This window comes from Streptomyces kronopolitis, assembly GCF_050953795.1.
GTDB classification, from domain to species: domain Bacteria; phylum Actinomycetota; class Actinomycetes; order Streptomycetales; family Streptomycetaceae; genus Streptomyces; species Streptomyces kronopolitis_A.
Genome location: NZ_CP191850.1, coordinates 4566948 through 4585865, shown reverse-complemented (window position 1 = coordinate 4585865; position 18918 = coordinate 4566948). Strand labels below are relative to the sequence as shown.

The window sequence follows — 18918 nt, the reverse complement described above, 5'->3', positions numbered from 1 at the left end:
CGGCTCGTACGGGACCCGATGGCCCGCCGATGGAACCGGAGTGCAGCGACCTACTGGATTCCTTCGGCAGATCGCTGAGTCGCGCACAACGGCGTGCCACTTATTGATCGGAGAAATTCATGACCAGCTTGCTCCAGCTCACCCGGTTCCACGTCGAGGACAGCGCCCGGGAACTGTTGGGCAAGGAGATTTCGGAACGGGTCTCCGAAACCCGCCTGGACTCGGATCTTGACGACGCGATCCTCGCCAGGATCGGTGCCTACGCGCTGCGCCGGTACCTGCCGGGCGAGACCCTGCACGGAATCCAGGTGTTCACCGCCGGGGGCAGCCATGCGCTGACCCTCACCAACCTGCCCACCCAGGACTTCCCCGCCACCCCGGTCTCCGGATTCGGGGACGAGTCCCGGCTCGCCGTCACCAACGCGCTCCACCTCGGGCTGCTGCGGCTGCTGGGGTGCACGCCGTTCGCGGTGGCCTACGAGAACGACGGGCGTCTCATCCGCAACGTCGTGCCCAATCCGGAGGCCTCCGGCACGACCAGTTCCTGGGGCGCGGACTCGGAGTTCTTCTGGCACTCCGACAACCCGCACCAGCCCTTCAGCCCGCCCGGCTCGGACCCCCGGCTGTACGCACCGCCGTACCTGAGCTTCTACACCGTCCGCAACGAGGAGCGCGTGCCGACCGAGCTGATGGCGCTCGACGATGTCGTCGTCCGGCTCGACGAGGAGACCCGGCTCGCGCTGCTGGCCCAGGAGTTCCAGGTCGGGGCGCCCGCCTCCAACGACCAGCGGTCGACGGCGCCGCTGACGAAGACCTCCGTGCTGGAGCCCGGTCCGGACGGCCGGCACCACCGTGCCCGCTACGACCGCGGCACCACGGCCGGCTGCACCGATGCCGCGGCCGCGGCGCTGGAGCGCTGGTCCACCGCGCTGGGCACCGCCCCGTCCACCGAACTCGTGCTGCAGCCCGGCGAGTTCATGATCTTCGACAACTACCGGGTGCTCCACCGCCGTAAGGCGTTCTCCCCGGCCCCCGACGCCACGGCGCGCTGGCTGCGCCGCTGCTACGCCGCCTGACGGCGGGCCCGGCGCACCCGTTCCCCCCTGACCCACCGCCTCCGACACCTCACCCCTGACCCACCACACCTGACCCACCACCCCTGACACACCCCTTCACCGAAAAGGACGCACCATGGCAGGCAAGTTCCGCGTAGCGGTCATCGGCGGCAGGCCGGCTCCCATCGCCGGCGCCAAGGAACTCGGCATCGACGTGGTCCTCGTGCACGAGGAAGGCGCCTACGACCCGGCGATATCCGTGCACTGCGAGCGCATCGTGCACGCGCCGATCGCCGACGGCCAGGCCCTCCTCGACACCCTCAAGCCGCTGCACGACGAGCGGCCCTTCGACCGGGTCCTGACCACCACCGAGCCCGCGGCCGAGTCCACCGGCTTCGTCGTGGACGCCCTGGGTCTGCCCGGCGTCAGCGAGGCCACCGCCCGCGCCCTGAAGGACAAGGCGCTCACCCGCGAGCTCCTCGCCAAGCACCACCTGAGCCCGGTCCTCTACCGCATGGTGCACAGCGCCGCGGAGATCGCCGCGTTCCAGGCCGAGGTCGGCGGGACCGTCATCGTCAAGCCCGTCGACGGAGTGGCGAGCCTGCACATCCACCCCGTCGCGAACGCGGACGAGGCCGCGGCCGCATGGAGCGCGCTGCAGGCGGCGGAGATCTCGGGCGTCATCGCCGAGGAGTACCTCGACGGGCCCGTCGTCAGCGTCGACTCCTTCTCGCACGAGGGCCGGCACCTGACGATCGGCTACTCCGAGTACCGGATGAACGAGAAGTACGTGGAGTGGGAGGTCAGCACCCCCAGCCGGGTCGCCGTCCCGCAGCTGGCGGCGCTGCGCGAGCTGACCCCCAAGTTCCTCGATGCCGTGGGCCTCACCGAGGGTCCCTCGCACAGCGAGTTCGTCCTGACGAAGCACGGGCCGCGGGTCCTGGAGTCGCACGCCCGGCTCGCCGGCAGCGGCGCCCCCGAGCTGGTGCGGCGGGCCTTCGGACTGAACCTGAACCGCATGTTCCTCACCGTGCCGCTGGGCATCGACGAACTGCCCGAGACCTCGCCGGAGCCGCTGGGCGGCGCCGCGGTCCGCTTCTTCACCCCGGAGCCGGGCGAGATCACCGCCCTCGACGTGCCCGAGGACGCCGCCGACGTCATCCGGCACGTCCCCAAGGGCGAGGTGGCCCAGGTGTTCCTCCCCTACCTGGACGAGTTCATGGACGTCGACGTGGCGGCCGTCATCGCCAAGAGCGAGGGCGACACCGTGCCGCCGCTGCTCACCGTCGCGGACTGCGTCTCCGGGTACGTCATCGCCTCCGGGCGCGACGCCGAGGACGCGGTCACCAAGTGCGAGACGGCCAACGCCCGGATCCGCTTCGAGACGAGCTGATCCCGCCCGGCCTCCCGGCGGAGGTCCGACGCCGCGACGCATTGCTGCGAGCACTCGGGCTCCGCGCCCGGGTGCTCGCCGAACGAGGACCAGTCCCACGGATCTGGAGGAGAAGAGAGTGCCCGTGACAACGATCGCTGCTGCCGCCCCGGCGTCGCCCACCACCGCCCCGGCCGACTCCGTCACCCAGTTGAAGAACGCCCGCCGCCTGGTCGAGCAGGAGTTCACGGCGGACCAGCCCCTCACCCGCGCCGCCCTGCACCTCATCGACTGCGCGACCGACATCGTGGCCCGGCTGCCCGAGGGCGACCTCGACACGGCCCGCGAGGCGCTCGGCTCGGCCCGCGCCGCCGTGGTGTCGGCGACGTACGCGGTGGGCAGCGTCCACAGCCGCACGCAGCTGGCCCGGAAGGGCGCGCGCACGGCGCCGGAGGCGGGCCAGGCATGAAGGAGCACCTCCTCGTCATCCACCGGTGGCGCGACGGGTACGCGCGCTACGAGAACTACCTCGACCACGAGGCGTACGACGTCACCTATGTGACGACCAACCTGGGCCTGCCCTCCGTACCGGCCGGCGCTGCCGCGGTCCGCATGGTCCCCGCCACCGACGACTTCCACGGCGTCTGGCCGGCCGTCGCCCACCTGAGCGCACGGTTCGGCACGCCGCGGCGCGTACTGGCCCTCAACGAGGGCGACCTCGACACCGCGGCACTGGTGCGCGAGAAGCTCGGCTGCGCCGGACAGAGGCCGGACGAACTGGCGAGGTTCCGCGACAAGCTGGCCATGAACCGCGTGATCGCGGACGCCGGCGTCCCGGCCCCCTCCTTCGCGGACGCGCCCGACGAGGCCGCCGTGGAGGCCTTCGCCGAGGCCCACGGCTGGCCCGTCGTGGTCAAACCCCGCCGCGGCACCGCCAGCCGCGGCGTCGTCCGCCTGGACTCCGCGGCCGATCTGCCGCTGCTGCGCACCCTGCCGCCGGAGCCGCGCCTGGTGCAGACGTACTGCGCCGACCCGGTCCTGCACATCGACGGCCTGTGGACCGGCGAGGCGCTCGGCCCCTGGCGGGCGTCCCGGTACGTCAACACCTGCGTGGACTTCACCGAGGGCGAGGCCCTCGGCTCGGTAGAGATCGACGACCCCCAACTCCTCTTCCTCATAGGCGAGTTCACCGCCCGTGCGGCCGGTGCGCTGAGCACCGAACCCTGGGTCTTCCACCTGGAACTGTTCGCCGGCCGGACGCCCGACGGCACCCCCGTGCTGCAGTTCCTGGAGGCCGGCTACCGCGTCGGCGGCGCCGAGATCCCCTTCGTGTGGCGGGAGGTGCACGGCATCGACCTGATGGCCGCGGCGGCCCACATCCAGCTCGGCAACCGCCCCGACCTGCCCGTACCGTCCACCTGGCACACCGGCGGCTGGCTGCTCGTCCCGCTCCCCGTGCCGGCCCCCTGCCGGGTGGTCGCCTGGGACCTGCCCGCCTCGCCGGACCCGGACGAGGGCCCCTACACGTCCGTCATCCCGCCCGTGGGCCACGTCCTGCCGCGCATCGGCGGATACGAGCACGTGGGCGCGCGGTTCCGGTTCAAGGGCACGACCAGCGGCGACGTCGAGAAGGCCGTGCTGCGGACGGCCGCCCGATTCCGCCTGGAGTGCTCGGCCGAGGTGACCGCTCCGGTCACCGGACGCCGCCAGACCTGCGGACAGGACCGGTGAACCGGGTGACGCTCCCCACCCGCCGACCCGGCCGGACTCCCGCCGTACTCGTCCTGGAGGACGGCCGCAGCTTCCGGGGCCGCGCCTACGGGGCCGTGGGGGAGACCTTCGGCGAAGCCGTGTTCAACACGGGCATGTCCGGCTATCAGGAGACGCTGACGGACCCCTCCTATCACCGTCAGGTCGTCGTGATGACGGCTCCGCACATCGGCAACACCGGTGTGAACGACGAGGATCCGGAGTCGCAGCGGATCTGGGTTTCCGGTTACGTCGTGCGCGACCCCGCCCGTATCCCGTCCAACTGGCGCGCGGTGCGTTCGCTGGACGACGAGCTGGTCGCGCAGGGCGTGGTGGGCATCAGCGGTGTCGACACCCGTGCGCTGACCCGTCATCTGCGTGAGCGTGGTGCGATGCGGGTGGGTATCTTCTCCGGTGACGCGCTGCCCGACGAGGGCACGATGCTGGCCAAGGTGCGCCAGGCTCCCGAGATGGCCGGCGCCGACCTGTCCGCCCAGGTCGCCACGAAGGAGCCCTATGTGGTCCCGGCGATCGGTACGAAGAAGTTCACGGTCGCGGCGATCGATCTGGGGATCAAGGGGATGACGCCGCACCGGATGGCGGAGCGCGGCATCGAGGTGCACGTCCTGCCCGCCACGGCGAGCGTCGAGGACGTCTACGCGGTGGCTCCGGACGGGGTGTTCTTCTCCAACGGGCCGGGGGACCCGGCCACCGCCGACCACGCGGTCTCGCTCATGCGCGGGGTGCTGGAGCGCAAGACGCCGCTGTTCGGTATCTGTTTCGGCAATCAGATCCTGGGCCGCGCCCTGGGTTTCGGGACGTTCAAGTTGAAGTACGGGCATCGGGGGATCAATCAGCCGGTGCAGGACCGTACGACGGGCAAGGTGGAGGTCACCGCCCACAATCACGGGTTCGCCGTCGACGCCCCGCTCGACAAGGTCTCCGAGACGCCCTTCGGCCGCGCCGAGGTCTCCCATGTCTGCCTCAACGATGACGTGGTGGAGGGCCTGCACCTCCTCGACCAGCCGGCGTTCAGTGTCCAGTACCACCCCGAAGCCGCCGCGGGTCCGCATGACGCCGCGTACCTCTTCGACCGCTTCGTATCCCTGATGGAGGGCCAGCGTGCCTAAGCGCTCCGATATCCAGTCCGTCCTGGTCATCGGCTCCGGTCCGATCGTCATCGGCCAGGCCGCCGAGTTCGACTACTCCGGCACCCAGGCCTGCCGGGTGCTGAAGGCCGAGGGCCTGCGGGTCATTCTGGTCAACTCCAACCCGGCGACGATCATGACCGACCCGGAGATCGCCGACGCCACCTACGTCGAGCCGATCACCCCGGACTTCGTCGAGAAGATCATCGCCAAGGAACGCCCCGACGCGCTGCTGCCCACCCTGGGCGGCCAGACCGCGCTGAACACGGCGATCTCGCTGCACGCCTCCGGCACCCTCGACAGGTACGGCGTCGAGCTGATCGGCGCGAACGTGGAGGCGATCAACAAGGGTGAGGACCGCGACCTGTTCAAGGAGGTCGTGGAGGAGGTCCGCAAGAAGATCGGTCACGGTGAGTCCGCGCGCTCCTACATCTGCCACTCCATGGACGATGTCCTGGCGGGTGTCGAGGAGCTCGGCGGCTACCCCGTGGTGGTGCGGCCCTCGTTCACCATGGGCGGTGCGGGTTCCGGCTTCGCGCACAACGAGGAGGAGCTGCGCCGTATCGCCGGTCAGGGCCTGACGCTCTCCCCGACCACCGAGGTGCTCCTGGAGGAGTCGATTCTGGGGTGGAAGGAGTATGAGCTGGAGCTGATGCGCGACAAGAGTGACAACGTCGTGGTCGTGTGCTCCATCGAGAACTTCGACCCGATGGGTGTGCACACCGGCGACTCGATCACCGTCGCCCCCGCGATGACGCTGACCGACCGTGAGTACCAGATCCTGCGGGACGTCGGCATCGCGGTGATCCGGGAGGTGGGGGTCGACACGGGTGGCTGCAACATCCAGTTCGCGGTCAATCCCGAGGACGGGCGGGTCATCGTCATCGAGATGAACCCGCGGGTCTCCCGCTCCTCCGCACTGGCCTCGAAGGCCACCGGCTTCCCCATCGCGAAGATCGCTGCCCGCCTCGCCGTCGGCTACACCCTCGATGAGATCCCCAACGACATCACCGAGAAGACCCCGGCGTCCTTCGAGCCGACGCTTGACTACGTCGTCGTCAAGGTCCCGCGGTTCGCGTTCGAGAAGTTCCCGGCGGCCGATGCCACCCTCACCACGACGATGAAGTCGGTCGGTGAGGCGATGGCGATCGGCCGGAACTTCACCGAGGCCCTCAACAAGGCCCTGCGCTCGCTGGAGAAGAAGGACAGTCAGTTCGACTTCGTCTCCGTGCCGGGTGCGAAGGCGGAGTTGCTGGAGGTGGCGAAGGTTCCCACCGATGGCCGGATCAACACGGTCATGCAGGCGATCCGTGCGGGGGCGACGCCGCAGGAGGTCTTCGAGGCGACGAAGATCGATCCGTGGTTCGTCGACCAGCTTTTCCTGATCAAGGAGGTCGCGGACGAGATCGCGGCCGCCGAGAAGCTGCACCCGCAGATCCTTGCGGACGCCAAGCGGCACGGCTTCTCCGACGCGCAGATCGCGGCGATCCGCGGGCTGCGCGAAGACGTCGTCCGCGAGGTCCGCCACGCCCTCGGGGTCCGTCCGGTCTACAAGACGGTCGACACCTGCGCCGCCGAATTCGCCGCGAAGACCCCGTACTTCTACTCCTCCTACGACGAGGAGAGCGAGGTCGCGCCGCGCGAGAAGCCCGCCGTGATCATCCTCGGCTCCGGCCCCAACCGCATCGGCCAGGGCATCGAGTTCGACTACTCCTGCGTCCACGCCTCCTTCGCCCTGAGCGACGCCGGCTACGAGACCGTGATGATCAACTGCAACCCCGAGACCGTCTCCACCGACTACGACACCTCCGACCGCCTCTACTTCGAGCCCCTCACCCTCGAAGACGTCCTGGAGATCGTCCACGCCGAGACCCAGGCAGGCCCCGTCGCCGGCGTCATCGTCCAACTCGGCGGACAGACCCCCCTCGGCCTCGCCCAAGCCCTCAAGGACAACGGCGTCCCCATCGTCGGGACCCCGCCCGAGGCGATCCACGCCGCCGAGGACCGCGGCGCGTTCGGCCAGGTCCTCGCCGAAGCGGGCCTCCCCGCCCCCGAACACGGCACCGCCACCACCTTCGACGGCGCCAGGGAGATCGCCGAGAAGATCGGCTACCCGGTCCTCGTCCGGCCCTCCTACGTGCTCGGCGGCCGCGGCATGGAAATCGTCTACGACGAGGCCCGCCTCTGCACCTACATCGCGGAGTCCACCGAGATCAGCCCCACCCGCCCGGTCCTGGTCGACCGGTTCCTCGACGACGCGATCGAGATCGACGTCGACGCGCTCTACGACGGCCACGAGCTCTACCTCGGCGGCGTCATGGAGCACATCGAGGAGGCCGGCATCCACTCCGGCGACTCCGCCTGCGCCCTGCCCCCCATCACCCTGGGCGGCTACGACATCAAACGGCTGCGCGCCTCGACCGAGGCCATCGCCAAGGGCGTCGGCGTCCGCGGCCTGATCAACATCCAGTTCGCCATGGCCGGCGACACCCTCTACGTCCTGGAGGCCAACCCCCGCGCCTCCCGCACCGTCCCCTTCACCTCGAAGGCCACCGCCGTACCGCTCGCCAAGGCCGCCGCCCGCCTCTCCCTCGGCGCGACCGTCGCCGAACTACGCGCCGAAGGCATGCTCCCCGCCACCGGGGACGGCGGCACCCTCCCCCTGGACGCCCCGATCTCCGTCAAGGAAGCCGTCCTGCCCTGGTCCCGGTTCCGCGACATCCACGGCCGCGGCGTCGACACCGTCCTCGGCCCGGAGATGCGCTCCACCGGCGAGGTCATGGGCATCGACTCCGTCTTCGGCACCGCCTACGCCAAGTCCCAGACCGGCGCTTACGGCCCGCTGCCGACCAAGGGCCGCGCCTTCCTCTCCGTCGCCCACCGCGACAAGCCCGCCGTGCTCTTCCCGGCCCGGGAACTCCTCACCCACGGCTTCGAACTCCTCGCCACCTCCGGCACCGCCGAGGTGCTGCGCCGCAACGGCATCAACGCCACCGTCGTCCGCAAACTCAGCGAGGGCGAGGGCCCGAACGGCGAGCGCACCATCGTCCAACTCATCCACGACGGCGAGATCGACCTCATCGTCAACACCCCCCACGGCCCCGACGGCCGCCAAGACGGCTACGAAATCCGCACCGCCGCCATCGCCCGCTCCGTCCCCTGCCTCACCACCGTCCAAGCCCTCGCCGCCGCCCTCCAGGGCATCGAGGCCATGTCCCACGTATCCCACGACGACATCAGCGTCCACTCCCTTCAGGAACATGCGATGAAGCATTGAGAACACCTGCGCTTCGCACCGGCACCTCACTCAGACATCTCACCCACGGGGCACCCCAGCCGCCGACGCATCACGCCCCGAGCAGCACAAAACCCCAGGTCACGGGCTACATGACCTGGGGTTCCTCACTGAGCCGCCTTCGGGATTCGAACCCGAGACCTACGCATAACGAGGGGGTGCGGGGTCGTGACAGGCAGTGCCGGGCGATGGCGCCAGGTCCCGTTTTGGCTGGTCAGAGGATCAACGGCCTCATGAGCCTGACGCGCAGTCCAATGGGTGCTGCTCGGTCCGCTCACGCATCGCTCACGCAATGAGCCCATCACAGCCTCGCCCGCACTGTCCCGGCCGAGCGAAAAGTACTCGCCAAGCTGATACGGCGCGCCGTGGCGCATCGAGGAAGCGCTGCCGCATGGGTGAGCTGAAGCCGACCATCAGGAGGGGTCCCGGTGCCAGCTGCCACTAGCCACCGATGCCGCCCGCCGCCCAGCCAGGCGGCGTGATGGCCGCCATTGAGCAGCTGCCCCTCCGGCCGCGGTCTCCGCGCAACGAGGGAAGCTCCTTGAACGAGTTCGCCGTCCCAAGGAACGACGAAGCAAGGGCGTGTCCTGGTAGCTCCACGAGGTGTGGGGGTATCGCGAGATCGTTGGCCAGATTCGACTCTCGGTAGCCCGCCCTCACCTCCACAGCGCGACCCGTGAGGTTGACCTGAACGAACGGCGTTACGTTCCAACCGGCCCTTGCGTCTGCGGAAATGGGTGGCCGGAAACCGTCGCTCAGGCCCCCCATCCTGGTCTTCTCGGTCTTGGAAGTAGCAGTTGGCTACTGTAATTTGACCATCCGTTAGTCGGCCAAAGTTGGGGACGACGGGTGGCCGAGGGGGAGGAACCAGGACATGGCTTGTCCACGTCTAGCGGGCTGGCTTGTGGTCAGTCTCATCACCTGGACTCCAACGCGCCTTGTGGCAGATGCATAGCATGCAGCCCCAAGGCACCTTTGAGCGCGGCCAGAGAGTAAGGGTTCAGGCAGCTGGCGTACCAGAGTTCGCCACCGTCAGGTTCGCCCTGCCCGGAGATCAACCGGGGTCATGGGACCTCATCTTGGTCGACGACGAAGACCGTCGCCACGAAGTGAATCTGGCAGCCGGAGACACCGAGACCGTGCGACCTCTCGTCAGCGACGGGCAGGCCGACTCAGCCCGTGTTCTGGCCGCAATGTGGACCCAATGGATGAACGCCGCGGCGACCAACGCCGAGTCCAGCGCGATGGCAGCCACGCCACTGAAGCCATACGCTCACCAGACCACAGCCGTCTACGGAGCGATGCTTCCCCAGCCCCTGCTGCGTTTCCTTCTCAGCGACGAGCCAGGTACTGGCAAAACGATCATGGCCGGCTTATATCTGCGTGAGATGCAGAGGCTTGGTCTGATCAAGCGGGCGATCATCGTGTGCCCTGCGAACCTCGCCACCAAGTGGGTGGACGACTTCCAGCGGTTGCTGGGGGGCGGACTGCGGCAGCTGACCTCGGCCACGGTGCGCGAGGACGCTCTGAACTCCAACGACCTGTGGGTGGTGTCACTGGAGTTGGCAGCGGTGAACCCCGCGGTGCAGGACGCCATCCGGCCAGACAAGGCCGGCTGGGATTTGGTTGTCTTCGACGAGGCGCACCGGCTGACTCCGACTGCCGCCGGATTCCACCAGGTCGGGCGGCTACTGGCCAAGAACACCCCGCGGGCGCTGCTGATGACGGCAACGCCACACCGGGGCAAAGAGTGGCTCTTCCGACACCTGCTGCATCTGGTCGACCCGGAGATCTACCCGGATCCGGGCAACGACCCCAACATCGAGCTCAGTGCGCTGCGCCCCGGCCCCATCCATTTCCTGCGACGGATGAAGGAGGACTTAGTCGACTACGACGGCACGACCCGGTTGTTCAAAGGGCGCACCGCACGCAACCACAGCGTCCCGCTGTCGCAGACCGAGTACGGCTTCTACAGGGCCGCCCTAGAGATGGTCGACCGGTTCTTCCCTCCGGTGGCGCAGCCGCTTGCCCGCATGGTCTACGGCAAGCGAGCAGCCTCCAGTCTCTACGCGCTGGCTGAAACGCTGCGCCGGCGGCACGAGCACATGGGGGCGATGAGCGAGGCGGAGGCTGCGCTCATCGCCGACCGCGAGGATCACGGTGACGAGGCTGAGGTCGATGAGGCGAAGGTGATTCACACGGTCTCAGCCTCGACCAGGGCTGAGCGGGCCGCGATCAACAGCCTTCTGCAACAGATCGAGGCAACGGTCCGTGACTCTCGCTGGCAGCCGTCGAAGTGGAAGCGACTCACCGACGACTGCCTGGCCGCCCACGGGGTCCACCCTGGGAACGGTGAACAGGCTGTTGTCTTCACTGAGTACGCAGACTCGGCCGAGTGGATCGCCCGGCGGCTCCAGGCCCAGGGATACACCGCCCAGCTCTACTCCGGCCGCCAGGGAAAAGCCGAACGCGATGAGACGCGCAAGGCGTTCATGCGCGCCGAATTCCAGATCATCGTCACCACTGACGCTGGCAATGAGGGTATCGACCTGCAGGCCGCGCACGTGCTCGTGAACTACGACATCCCGTGGTCTTTGGTCCGTCTCGAACAGCGGATGGGACGCATCCACCGCGTCGGTCAGCAGCGCGATGTCTACCTCTACAACCTGGTCGCCACCGACACCCGGGAAGGCGCGACCCTGCTACGCCTCCTCGACAACTTCGTTACGGCCGCAAACGAGCTGCGCGGCCAGATGTTCGACAGCCTCTCGGCGGTCGCCGAAATCACCGGCGTCGACTATGACAAGTGGTTGTCGGACCTCTACGGCAACGACGAGCTGAAGAAGCAGCAGGCCATCGACGCAGCCCAGGCGGTCCAAGCGCAGGAACTCAGCCGAGCAGCCCGGAAGGTACGGGACAACGAGCGACGCCTGGCCAGCCAGGTGGACGCGGTGGCCGCACTGACCCTGCTTCAGCGTGACCTCTTCGCTCGCATCAACCCGGCCATCGTCGAGGCATACCTCGATCGGCTCGCGGCGGCCGGCGTACTGAAGTCCGCTCCGACCGCAGCCGGGCCCGGGTTTCGGCGACTCTCTCTAAGCGGCGAGGCCACCTTTCCGGCCACTCTGGGCGGACGGAACGAGGTTCACGTCGCCACCAGCGGGGATGTCGTGCGCGAAGCCTCGGAGAGCATCGACATCGGTGACACCGTCACCCTCGGCCCCGGTGAGCCCGGCTTCAGCGACCTGATCAACACAGCCGAGCACAGCCTGGCCGAGGACCTGTACCAGTCCGGCGCCGCATCCGACCCCACCAGCCTCACCCCGTACGACCTGTACGCGTACGAGGCGACGATGACCGAGAGCAACGGTAAGCGCGCCAGCATATGGGCCACCTTGATCAAGGTGGACGACAGCGGCAATGCCCGCCCAGTGCGATGGGAGTCCCTGGCCAACCTCGTGCCCACCGACCAGAACGGCGGCTCACTGCATCCGGCTCGGGAGGGCCAGGCGCTCACAGCGGCCCGCGAAGTAGCCGCCGCGACCGTCACGGAGCACCGGAAGGTGCGCGCCGACTGGTTCGCACAGGCCCGCCGTGACCTGACCAACCTGCCGCTGAGCCTGACCGATCGCATCGATGACCGCGACGCCCGCCTTGAGCTGCGGCACCGGCTTCAGACCCAGACCGCCCAGCGACTCGAAGAGCTCGAGCGGCTCGCGGACGTGCATCTGACCGAACCGAAGCAGGTGGGTCGAATCCGCATCCTGGCCACCGCCGACATCAGCGTCCAGGCCGAGATCGACGCCGAGCGGGTCTCCATGCGGCGCGTGCAACAGCTCCTTGAGGACGACGGCTGGACCGTGGCCGATGTTCACACCGAGGGCCGTGGTTACGACTTGGAGGCCCGCCGCCATAGCCAAGTCCGCCATGTCGAGGTCAAGGGCGTGCTCCGCAGCGCGGCCAGCGACGGCATCCGAATGACAGGCAACGAAGTCCTCATCGCAACCCAGCATCGAAAGGAGTACTGGCTCTACGTCATCGACCAGTGCGTCGACGGCAAGGGCCGATTCTTCGGCGCCTACCAGGACCCCGCCACCCTCTTCGCGAACGTCATGACCGGGAACGCGGTGTTCCGTGTCCCGGGCAGCAGCCTCAAGAACGCCCCCGGGAGCAACGCATGACCCGAATGATTGAACGCTGGTTCCCCTGTGCCGAGGTTTCGGCGAACAGTTCAGCAGGATGGGGAAGCGGTGCAACCGAGATCGGACTGTTCCCGTGGTTCGCGAAGCGTCCAGTCGCACAGGCTAAGGCTGCGGTGGTCTGCTCGCTGCTGCCCTGGCCGGAGGACCAGGCCGAGCAACAGCGTCTTCAAGAGCTGGTACACAAGGCCATGTCCGGGCGCTACGCCGCTTGGCAGATGCTCCATGACGAGATCATCAAGGCCAACCCTGAGGGCGCATCAGTCCTGGACCCGTTCAGCGGGCGCGGAATGATCCCGCTCGAGGCGGGGCGGCTCGGCTTTGAGGCCCACGGTGTCGACTACAGCCCGGTCGCAGTGCTGGCCAGCACACTCCTCACCGACTTCCCCCTCCGGGACTGGTCTCAGGAGCCGAACCTGCCATTCGCCGAGGAAAGCGACGCCCTCTACGATGACCGGCCACGGCTGCTTGTTGACGTTCGCGCAACTCTCGACGAGGTCGGACGCCGGTGGACGGCAGCCATGGCGGACTACTACCCCGAGGTCAACGACAAACGACCATGGGGGTATCTGTGGGCCATCGCCATACCGTGCCAGGAGTGCGGCAACCGATTCCCTCTGGTCGGCTCGTACGAGCTTCGAAGGCCGAGTCAGAAGCGCGGTCGCAAGGGCGCACCGCCTGTCATCGATCCCGGCCAGTCGTTCTACATCGAAGCCGACCCCACTGCCGGTACCTGCGCAGCGGTGGTGCACGAGGGCCCTCCAAGGCGTACTCCAACACTGACGCGCGCTCGTACGGCTGAGGGCCGCACGCTACCGGGGAAGTCTGCGATCTGCCCCTTCTGCAGTCATGTGCACCCACTCGATGTGCATCGACGACTGACGGACGAGAGGCGCGCCACAGACATGCTTCTGGTGGTGGCCGACCACTCGGACGACTCCGGCAAGGAGTATCGGGAGCCCACCCAGGCAGAGCTCTCGGCTGTCGCCGCAACGCCCGCGGCACTACGTGAGCTGTCCGACCCGAGTCCGTTTCTGAGCGCCGTACCGGACGAACGGATCGCACCGGGCAACAACAACATCATCGGGCCATCTATCTACGGGGCGCGCACCTACGGCGACTTCATGTGCGATCGGCAGACCCTGGCCTTCGTCATGCTCACCCGGTCCATCGCCGAGGTGGCCGACGAACTCATGTACAAGACGGGGGTTAGCCCTGACTATGCGCGAGCGCTGAGTGGTTATGCAGGGGCGGTCGTCGCTCGGAAGCTTCGACGGGCTACCCGTGGATGCACGATCGACATCAGTCGCGCAGGGGTTCACGACGTATACGCAAATCAGGGATCAATCACATTTTCACAGGACTTCTTCGAAGTGGGAATCGGCACAGGAGCGGGATCATGGTCGTCACTGTGCAAAAGCAGCATGGCGACGCTCTCGAACCTGATGGCCGAGATCCAGGGGACGCCTGTCAGCGTGACGCGGGGGTCCGCTACCGCGATGAACCTGCGGGACAGGTCCATCACTGCCGTGGTCACCGACCCGCCATACGACGAGATGATCGCGTATGCCGACTCCTCCGATCTGATCTACGCATGGTTGAAGCGCGCCCTGCACAGCACCTGGCCCGAGCTCGTCATCACTTCCGACGAACACGGCTGCCAGGAGAAATCGGAAGAGATCATCGTCAAGCGGGTCCGGGGAGAGGCGCCCAACGAGCACCGAACTCGGGAGCACTACGACACGAAGATCGCCCAGGCGTTCGGCGAGATGCGTCGCGTGGTCCGCGACGACGGGCTGGTGACCATCGTGTTCGGTTCCGGAGATCCGGAGGTCTGGCAGCGCCTGCTCACGGCCATCGAGAAGGCCGGCCTGGTGATGACCGGGTCCTGGCCTGCGAACACTGAGGCCAGCAACCATCAGGGCAAGGCGAACATCGAGACCACCCTGACCATGACGTGCCGCCCCATGGCACCCGGACGATCCCCTGGGCGCAAGGGCGCGGTCGAGGCCGAGATCAAGGCAGAGATCAAGCGGCGTTACCCCGACTGGGAGCGGTGGGGTTTGGCCCCGGCGGACATGCTAATGGCCGCTGCCGGACCAGCCATGGAGGTCGTCGGACGTTACAGCGAAGTTCTCGACGCCAAGGGCGAACCCGTCGACATCTATACATTTCTTCCGCTGGCGCGAGCTGCGGTCCAAGAAGCCATGGCAGTCGAGATCAACCACCAGCCGCTAGAGACCTTTGACGCTCGAACGCGGTTCGCATTGTGGTGGATCACGCTCTATAACCGCCAGATCCGTGCAAAGTCCGAACTGCGCTGGCAGGCTCTGGCTTCCTCGCTCGACCTGGCAGCGATACGCGACCTGGTCCCTGATGCCGACAAGGGTGTGCAGTTCATCGCTGCCCGCGACTGCAAGGTCAAGATCGACGAGGATTCGACCGTCATCGACATCGCCCTCGCGCTCGCAGCCGCCTCGGAGGAGGGCCTGCAAGCCATGGGGCAGGTACTGGCGGCCGCAGAGCACACGGCCGATGACACCTTCCTGTGGGCCGCAGTCCAGTTCCTCGCGGACCGGCTTCCCGACAACGACCCAGACTCCGTCCGATTTACCCGCGTGCTGCGCAACCGGGCCGGCGTGGTCAGTGCCGCCGAGGCGGTCGCTGCGAACAACTGCGAAGAATCCCAACTCCAACTGATTGACGACGTCCAGTTGCGGCTCACGTGAAAACGACCAACACCGCCCCCCATGATCCTCGTTTCCACCAGCCCAGGAGAGAAACCATGACGACCAGCGTGACGCCGTGGTGGAAGGCACTCAAGCTCCGCCAGGAGATCCGGAGCGCCTCCGGGCAGATCGATGACGTACAGATGTCGCTGTTCCGAGCCGTTCACGCCACGGGAGCCGAGCGGCCGCCCTATGCCGACGCCGACTACTACGGTGACATCACACACCCGACCGAACGGCTCATTGACCTGCTCACCGAAATCGCAGTCCGCATCGGTGGTGGCGACGACTACTTGAAAGCCCGAGCAGTCACCCGACTCGACCAGGGCATGGGCGGCGGTAAGTCGCACGCGTGCATCGGCGCCTACCATCTGGCCGCCAACCCAAGGGCGCTGCTGGGAACTGAGCTCGGCCAGAAAGTGACCGAGCGCGCGAGGGCCAGAATCGGCCACCCGCTTGCTGACAGCCTTGGACGTCCACATGTCGTCGTGCTGCCCTGCGACAACATGACTCCAGGGGCTGGGGTACAGGAGCTCGATGGGCCTGCGGTCAACCTCTACGAGCGTTTCCTGTGGCGTCTTTTCTCCAAGGACTACACCCTCTTCGAACGCTACCGTCGGTACTGGAGCGACAAGCACAAGATCGCTGAAGCCATCAGCGCGGTGAACCGACCCGTGCTGATCATCGTCGACGAGGTGCTCGACTACATCGGCAACGGACTGGACGGCGCAAACCAGACCGACCTGGCGGCCCAGGACATGGCGTTCCTGCGGGCTTTGCTTGATGTCGTCAACGATGTCCCGCACGTCGCAATGCTGGTCGTGATGATCGCCTCCGACATCGATAAGACCGCGCTCTCGCCCGCCGCTCAGGCCCGCCGCGACGACCTGAATAGCAATCTCGACCGCAACGGCCTGCCCACCACTGTCACCGGCGTGGGCGACTTCGCCGACATCCTCCGCCGGCGGCTGTTCGACGCTGAACCCGCTGGTGAGGTGCTCGCTGCGACTGCTGCGCTCTACGAGGAAGTGCTGACGGACAAGACCTGGAGCAAGCAGGTCTGGGATCCGATCGGAGCTGCGTGGCGCCGCAACTGGCGTGCAGAAATGACATCTTGCTACCCCTTCCACCCCATGCTGATGAGCCTGGCGCAGTCGGAGTGGAGCAAGGTAACCGGATTCCAACGGGTCCGGTCCACTATCCGCATCTTCGCAGCCACGGTCTATGCCCTGCAGCAGCGCGGCAAGGCAGGCGAGTGGGTGCCAGCGCTCATTGGACCGGGAGACCTGCCGCTGTCAGACAGCACCGTCCGCGAGGCGCTCCTGGGCAGCGGCCTGGTGGAGGACGACCGCACCATCGCGAACTATCGGAGCTTGGCCGAGATCGAGGTCATCAACCACGACGGCTCGTCAGGCGCAGCGCGGCGCCAGGACCTCGAACGGCAGTCCAGCGCCTGGGGCACGAACAATCCGCGCGCGGCCGAACGGGCGGCCACCTTCATCTTCCTGGCGAGTGTTGTCGGCACCCTGCGCCCGGGGCGGGGCCGCGGCGCCAGTGCTCCTGAGGTCAAGGCGGCCACCAGTGTGCCCGAAGCCGCGTACACCGTCACTGACGCAGACGGCGTCGTCGATGAGCTGGTTAACCCGAACCAGGGGATGAGCGCCCTCGACATCACTCCCGGTCAAGGCAACAACAAGCCTGCCCGTTACTTCCTCTCCACCCGGCTCACCCACCGCATGTTGGTGAAGAACATCCGGCGCACCATCACCGAGGCCGAACGCGACCAGGTCATCGCCGACATCGCAAAGAGGCTAGCCAGCAGCGGCCCGTTCCGCGACCTGCAGTTCGTCCCGGCGGACTCCCAACACAGTCCCGCCGACGTCCTCGCCACGGCCGGCCTGGACACCGCCTACACCACACGGCTCATCGTCCTCGACCCGGCGCAGTACAGCCTGCGCAACGGCATGGAGAAGCCGACCCTCGAGGCGCTCACCGTCGCCATGGGGCTCGGGCAAGGTGCGCAGCAGCTCCCCGTCCAGTGGGCCAGCAGCGCGGTGTACGCCGTGGTGAACACCCAGCAGCGTTCTCTTGCACGGAACTTGGCGGTGGAGTACCTGGCAAGGCAGAAGGCTCTGCATGCGCCCGAGATTCAGAACGATGCCGAACTCAAGACAATCGGCGCCAAGGAGCTCGCCGAGGCCACGACGCAGCTGGAAAGGGCGCTCAAGCGGGCGTACCAGCATGTCGCCTACCTGGCCCAGCCCGATCCGGACGGGGAGCGGCACCTCGACCAACTTACCTTCGACAAGGACAACATCACCGCGCTCGACGGCATGCTCGTCTGGAAGGGCCTCGCAGCTCGGGACAAGGTTTTCGACACTGGCCAGTTCAGCGCCAAGGCTCTCCTGCACAACCTTCGCGACCACGACTACGGAAAGACCCTCTCTGACATCCGATCCGCCTTCTACAGCGCCCCACGATTGCCGCTGCTGTACAGCGGGGACCGCGACCTTCAGCAGGCGATCTTCGATGCTGTCAGCCAGGGCCTGCTGAGCATCGTCGACGGAGCGGGGACCGAGGTGGAAGTCACAGCCCCAGGACAGGTCAACCTCGCGAGCACGGGTCTGCGCCTCGCCAGGCCACAGCCCAAGATGTGCGCCGACTGCGACCAGCCGGTACATGAAGGTCGATGCTCCTTAAGTGCCGACGACACCGTCGCTAACGGCTCGGCGCACGAACCAGGCAACTCAGCGGGCGAGACACCGGGCGTGCCCCGACAGCGGGAAGCCGACGGGCCGAGTCCGGACCAATCCCCGAAAAGGGAGCAGGTCAGGGACCGGCAGGTCGCCTTCTCTTTCACCAAAAACCTCCTGGCCAACGGCGACAGCGCCGACGGTTTGGCCGCACTCTTCCGGGCGTTCTATATGGCCCTAGACGAAAGGCAGATCAGCTATCTGCAGGGCACTCTCCAATTGGTCATACAGGCCGATGAGGCAGAACAGATCCAGCAACGTCTAGAAGAACTCGGCATAAGCGGAACGTTCAAGGAGATCTGACGGATCAGCCCGCATGCCTGTGACGGCATACGTCGGTGTGCGGGCACCCAGACCGTCCACAAGCCCTACGGACCACCGACTCCCGGTGAGCCGTCCGCGGGGTCGATGCCTTCTGGTCACCGGATGGGCAGCAGGGACGTACTCCACCGTGGCGGCTGGGATGGATACCAAAGAGACGGACGAGGTAGACCGAGCCGACGGTCCGGCGAACATCGCAGCACGTGACCAAGCGAACTATCTACCTCGACCCCGACCCACGCGACTGCCGCTCCCGGAAGATCCGCGTCCGCAATCCCTCCAGACCAGCAGGCTCGC

Annotated in this window: 9 protein-coding genes; all 9 read left to right on the top strand. The window is 67.3% G+C overall.

The features are described from left to right. Nucleotides 1-119: 119 nt before the first annotated feature. On the top strand, nucleotides 120-1076 hold the full coding sequence (locus tag ACQP17_RS20230) for a TauD/TfdA family dioxygenase (RefSeq protein ID WP_433857536.1): 957 nt from the start codon (nucleotides 120-122) through the stop codon (nucleotides 1074-1076). A 115-nt stretch (nucleotides 1077-1191) separates the two neighbouring features. Continuing rightward, nucleotides 1192-2448 (top strand): ATP-grasp domain-containing protein, encoded by a 1257-nt coding sequence (locus ACQP17_RS20225; protein ID WP_433857535.1) that lies wholly within the window; start codon nucleotides 1192-1194, stop codon nucleotides 2446-2448. A 118-nt stretch (nucleotides 2449-2566) separates the two neighbouring features. Beyond that, nucleotides 2567-2896, top strand: coding sequence for a hypothetical protein (locus ACQP17_RS20220; protein ID WP_433857534.1), 330 nt, complete (start codon nucleotides 2567-2569; stop codon nucleotides 2894-2896). Continuing rightward, nucleotides 2893-4158, top strand: coding sequence for an ATP-grasp domain-containing protein (locus ACQP17_RS20215; RefSeq protein WP_433857533.1), 1266 nt, complete (start codon nucleotides 2893-2895; stop codon nucleotides 4156-4158). Before ACQP17_RS20220 ends, ACQP17_RS20215 begins: the two co-directional genes overlap by 4 nt. Before the next feature lie 5 nt (nucleotides 4159-4163). Beyond that, nucleotides 4164-5306, top strand: coding sequence for a glutamine-hydrolyzing carbamoyl-phosphate synthase small subunit (carA, locus tag ACQP17_RS20210; protein ID WP_433857532.1), 1143 nt, complete (start codon nucleotides 4164-4166; stop codon nucleotides 5304-5306). Next, on the top strand, nucleotides 5299-8601 hold the full coding sequence (gene carB / locus ACQP17_RS20205; RefSeq protein ID WP_433857531.1) for a carbamoyl-phosphate synthase large subunit: 3303 nt from the start codon (nucleotides 5299-5301) through the stop codon (nucleotides 8599-8601). Before carA ends, carB begins: the two co-directional genes overlap by 8 nt. Nucleotides 8602-9698: 1097 nt before the next feature. Next, complete coding sequence (locus ACQP17_RS20200; RefSeq protein WP_433857530.1) at nucleotides 9699-12800, top strand: helicase-related protein; 3102 nt, start codon at nucleotides 9699-9701, stop codon at nucleotides 12798-12800. Further along, nucleotides 12797-15547: a DUF1156 domain-containing protein gene (locus tag ACQP17_RS20195; protein WP_433857529.1), complete on the top strand. Its 2751-nt coding sequence runs from the start codon at nucleotides 12797-12799 to the stop codon at nucleotides 15545-15547. Before ACQP17_RS20200 ends, ACQP17_RS20195 begins: the two co-directional genes overlap by 4 nt. Nucleotides 15548-15603: 56 nt before the next feature. Next, nucleotides 15604-18603, top strand: a complete 3000-nt coding sequence (locus tag ACQP17_RS20190) for a DUF499 domain-containing protein (RefSeq protein ID WP_433857528.1) — start codon at nucleotides 15604-15606, stop codon at nucleotides 18601-18603. The last annotated feature ends 315 nt before the right edge of the window (nucleotides 18604-18918 follow it).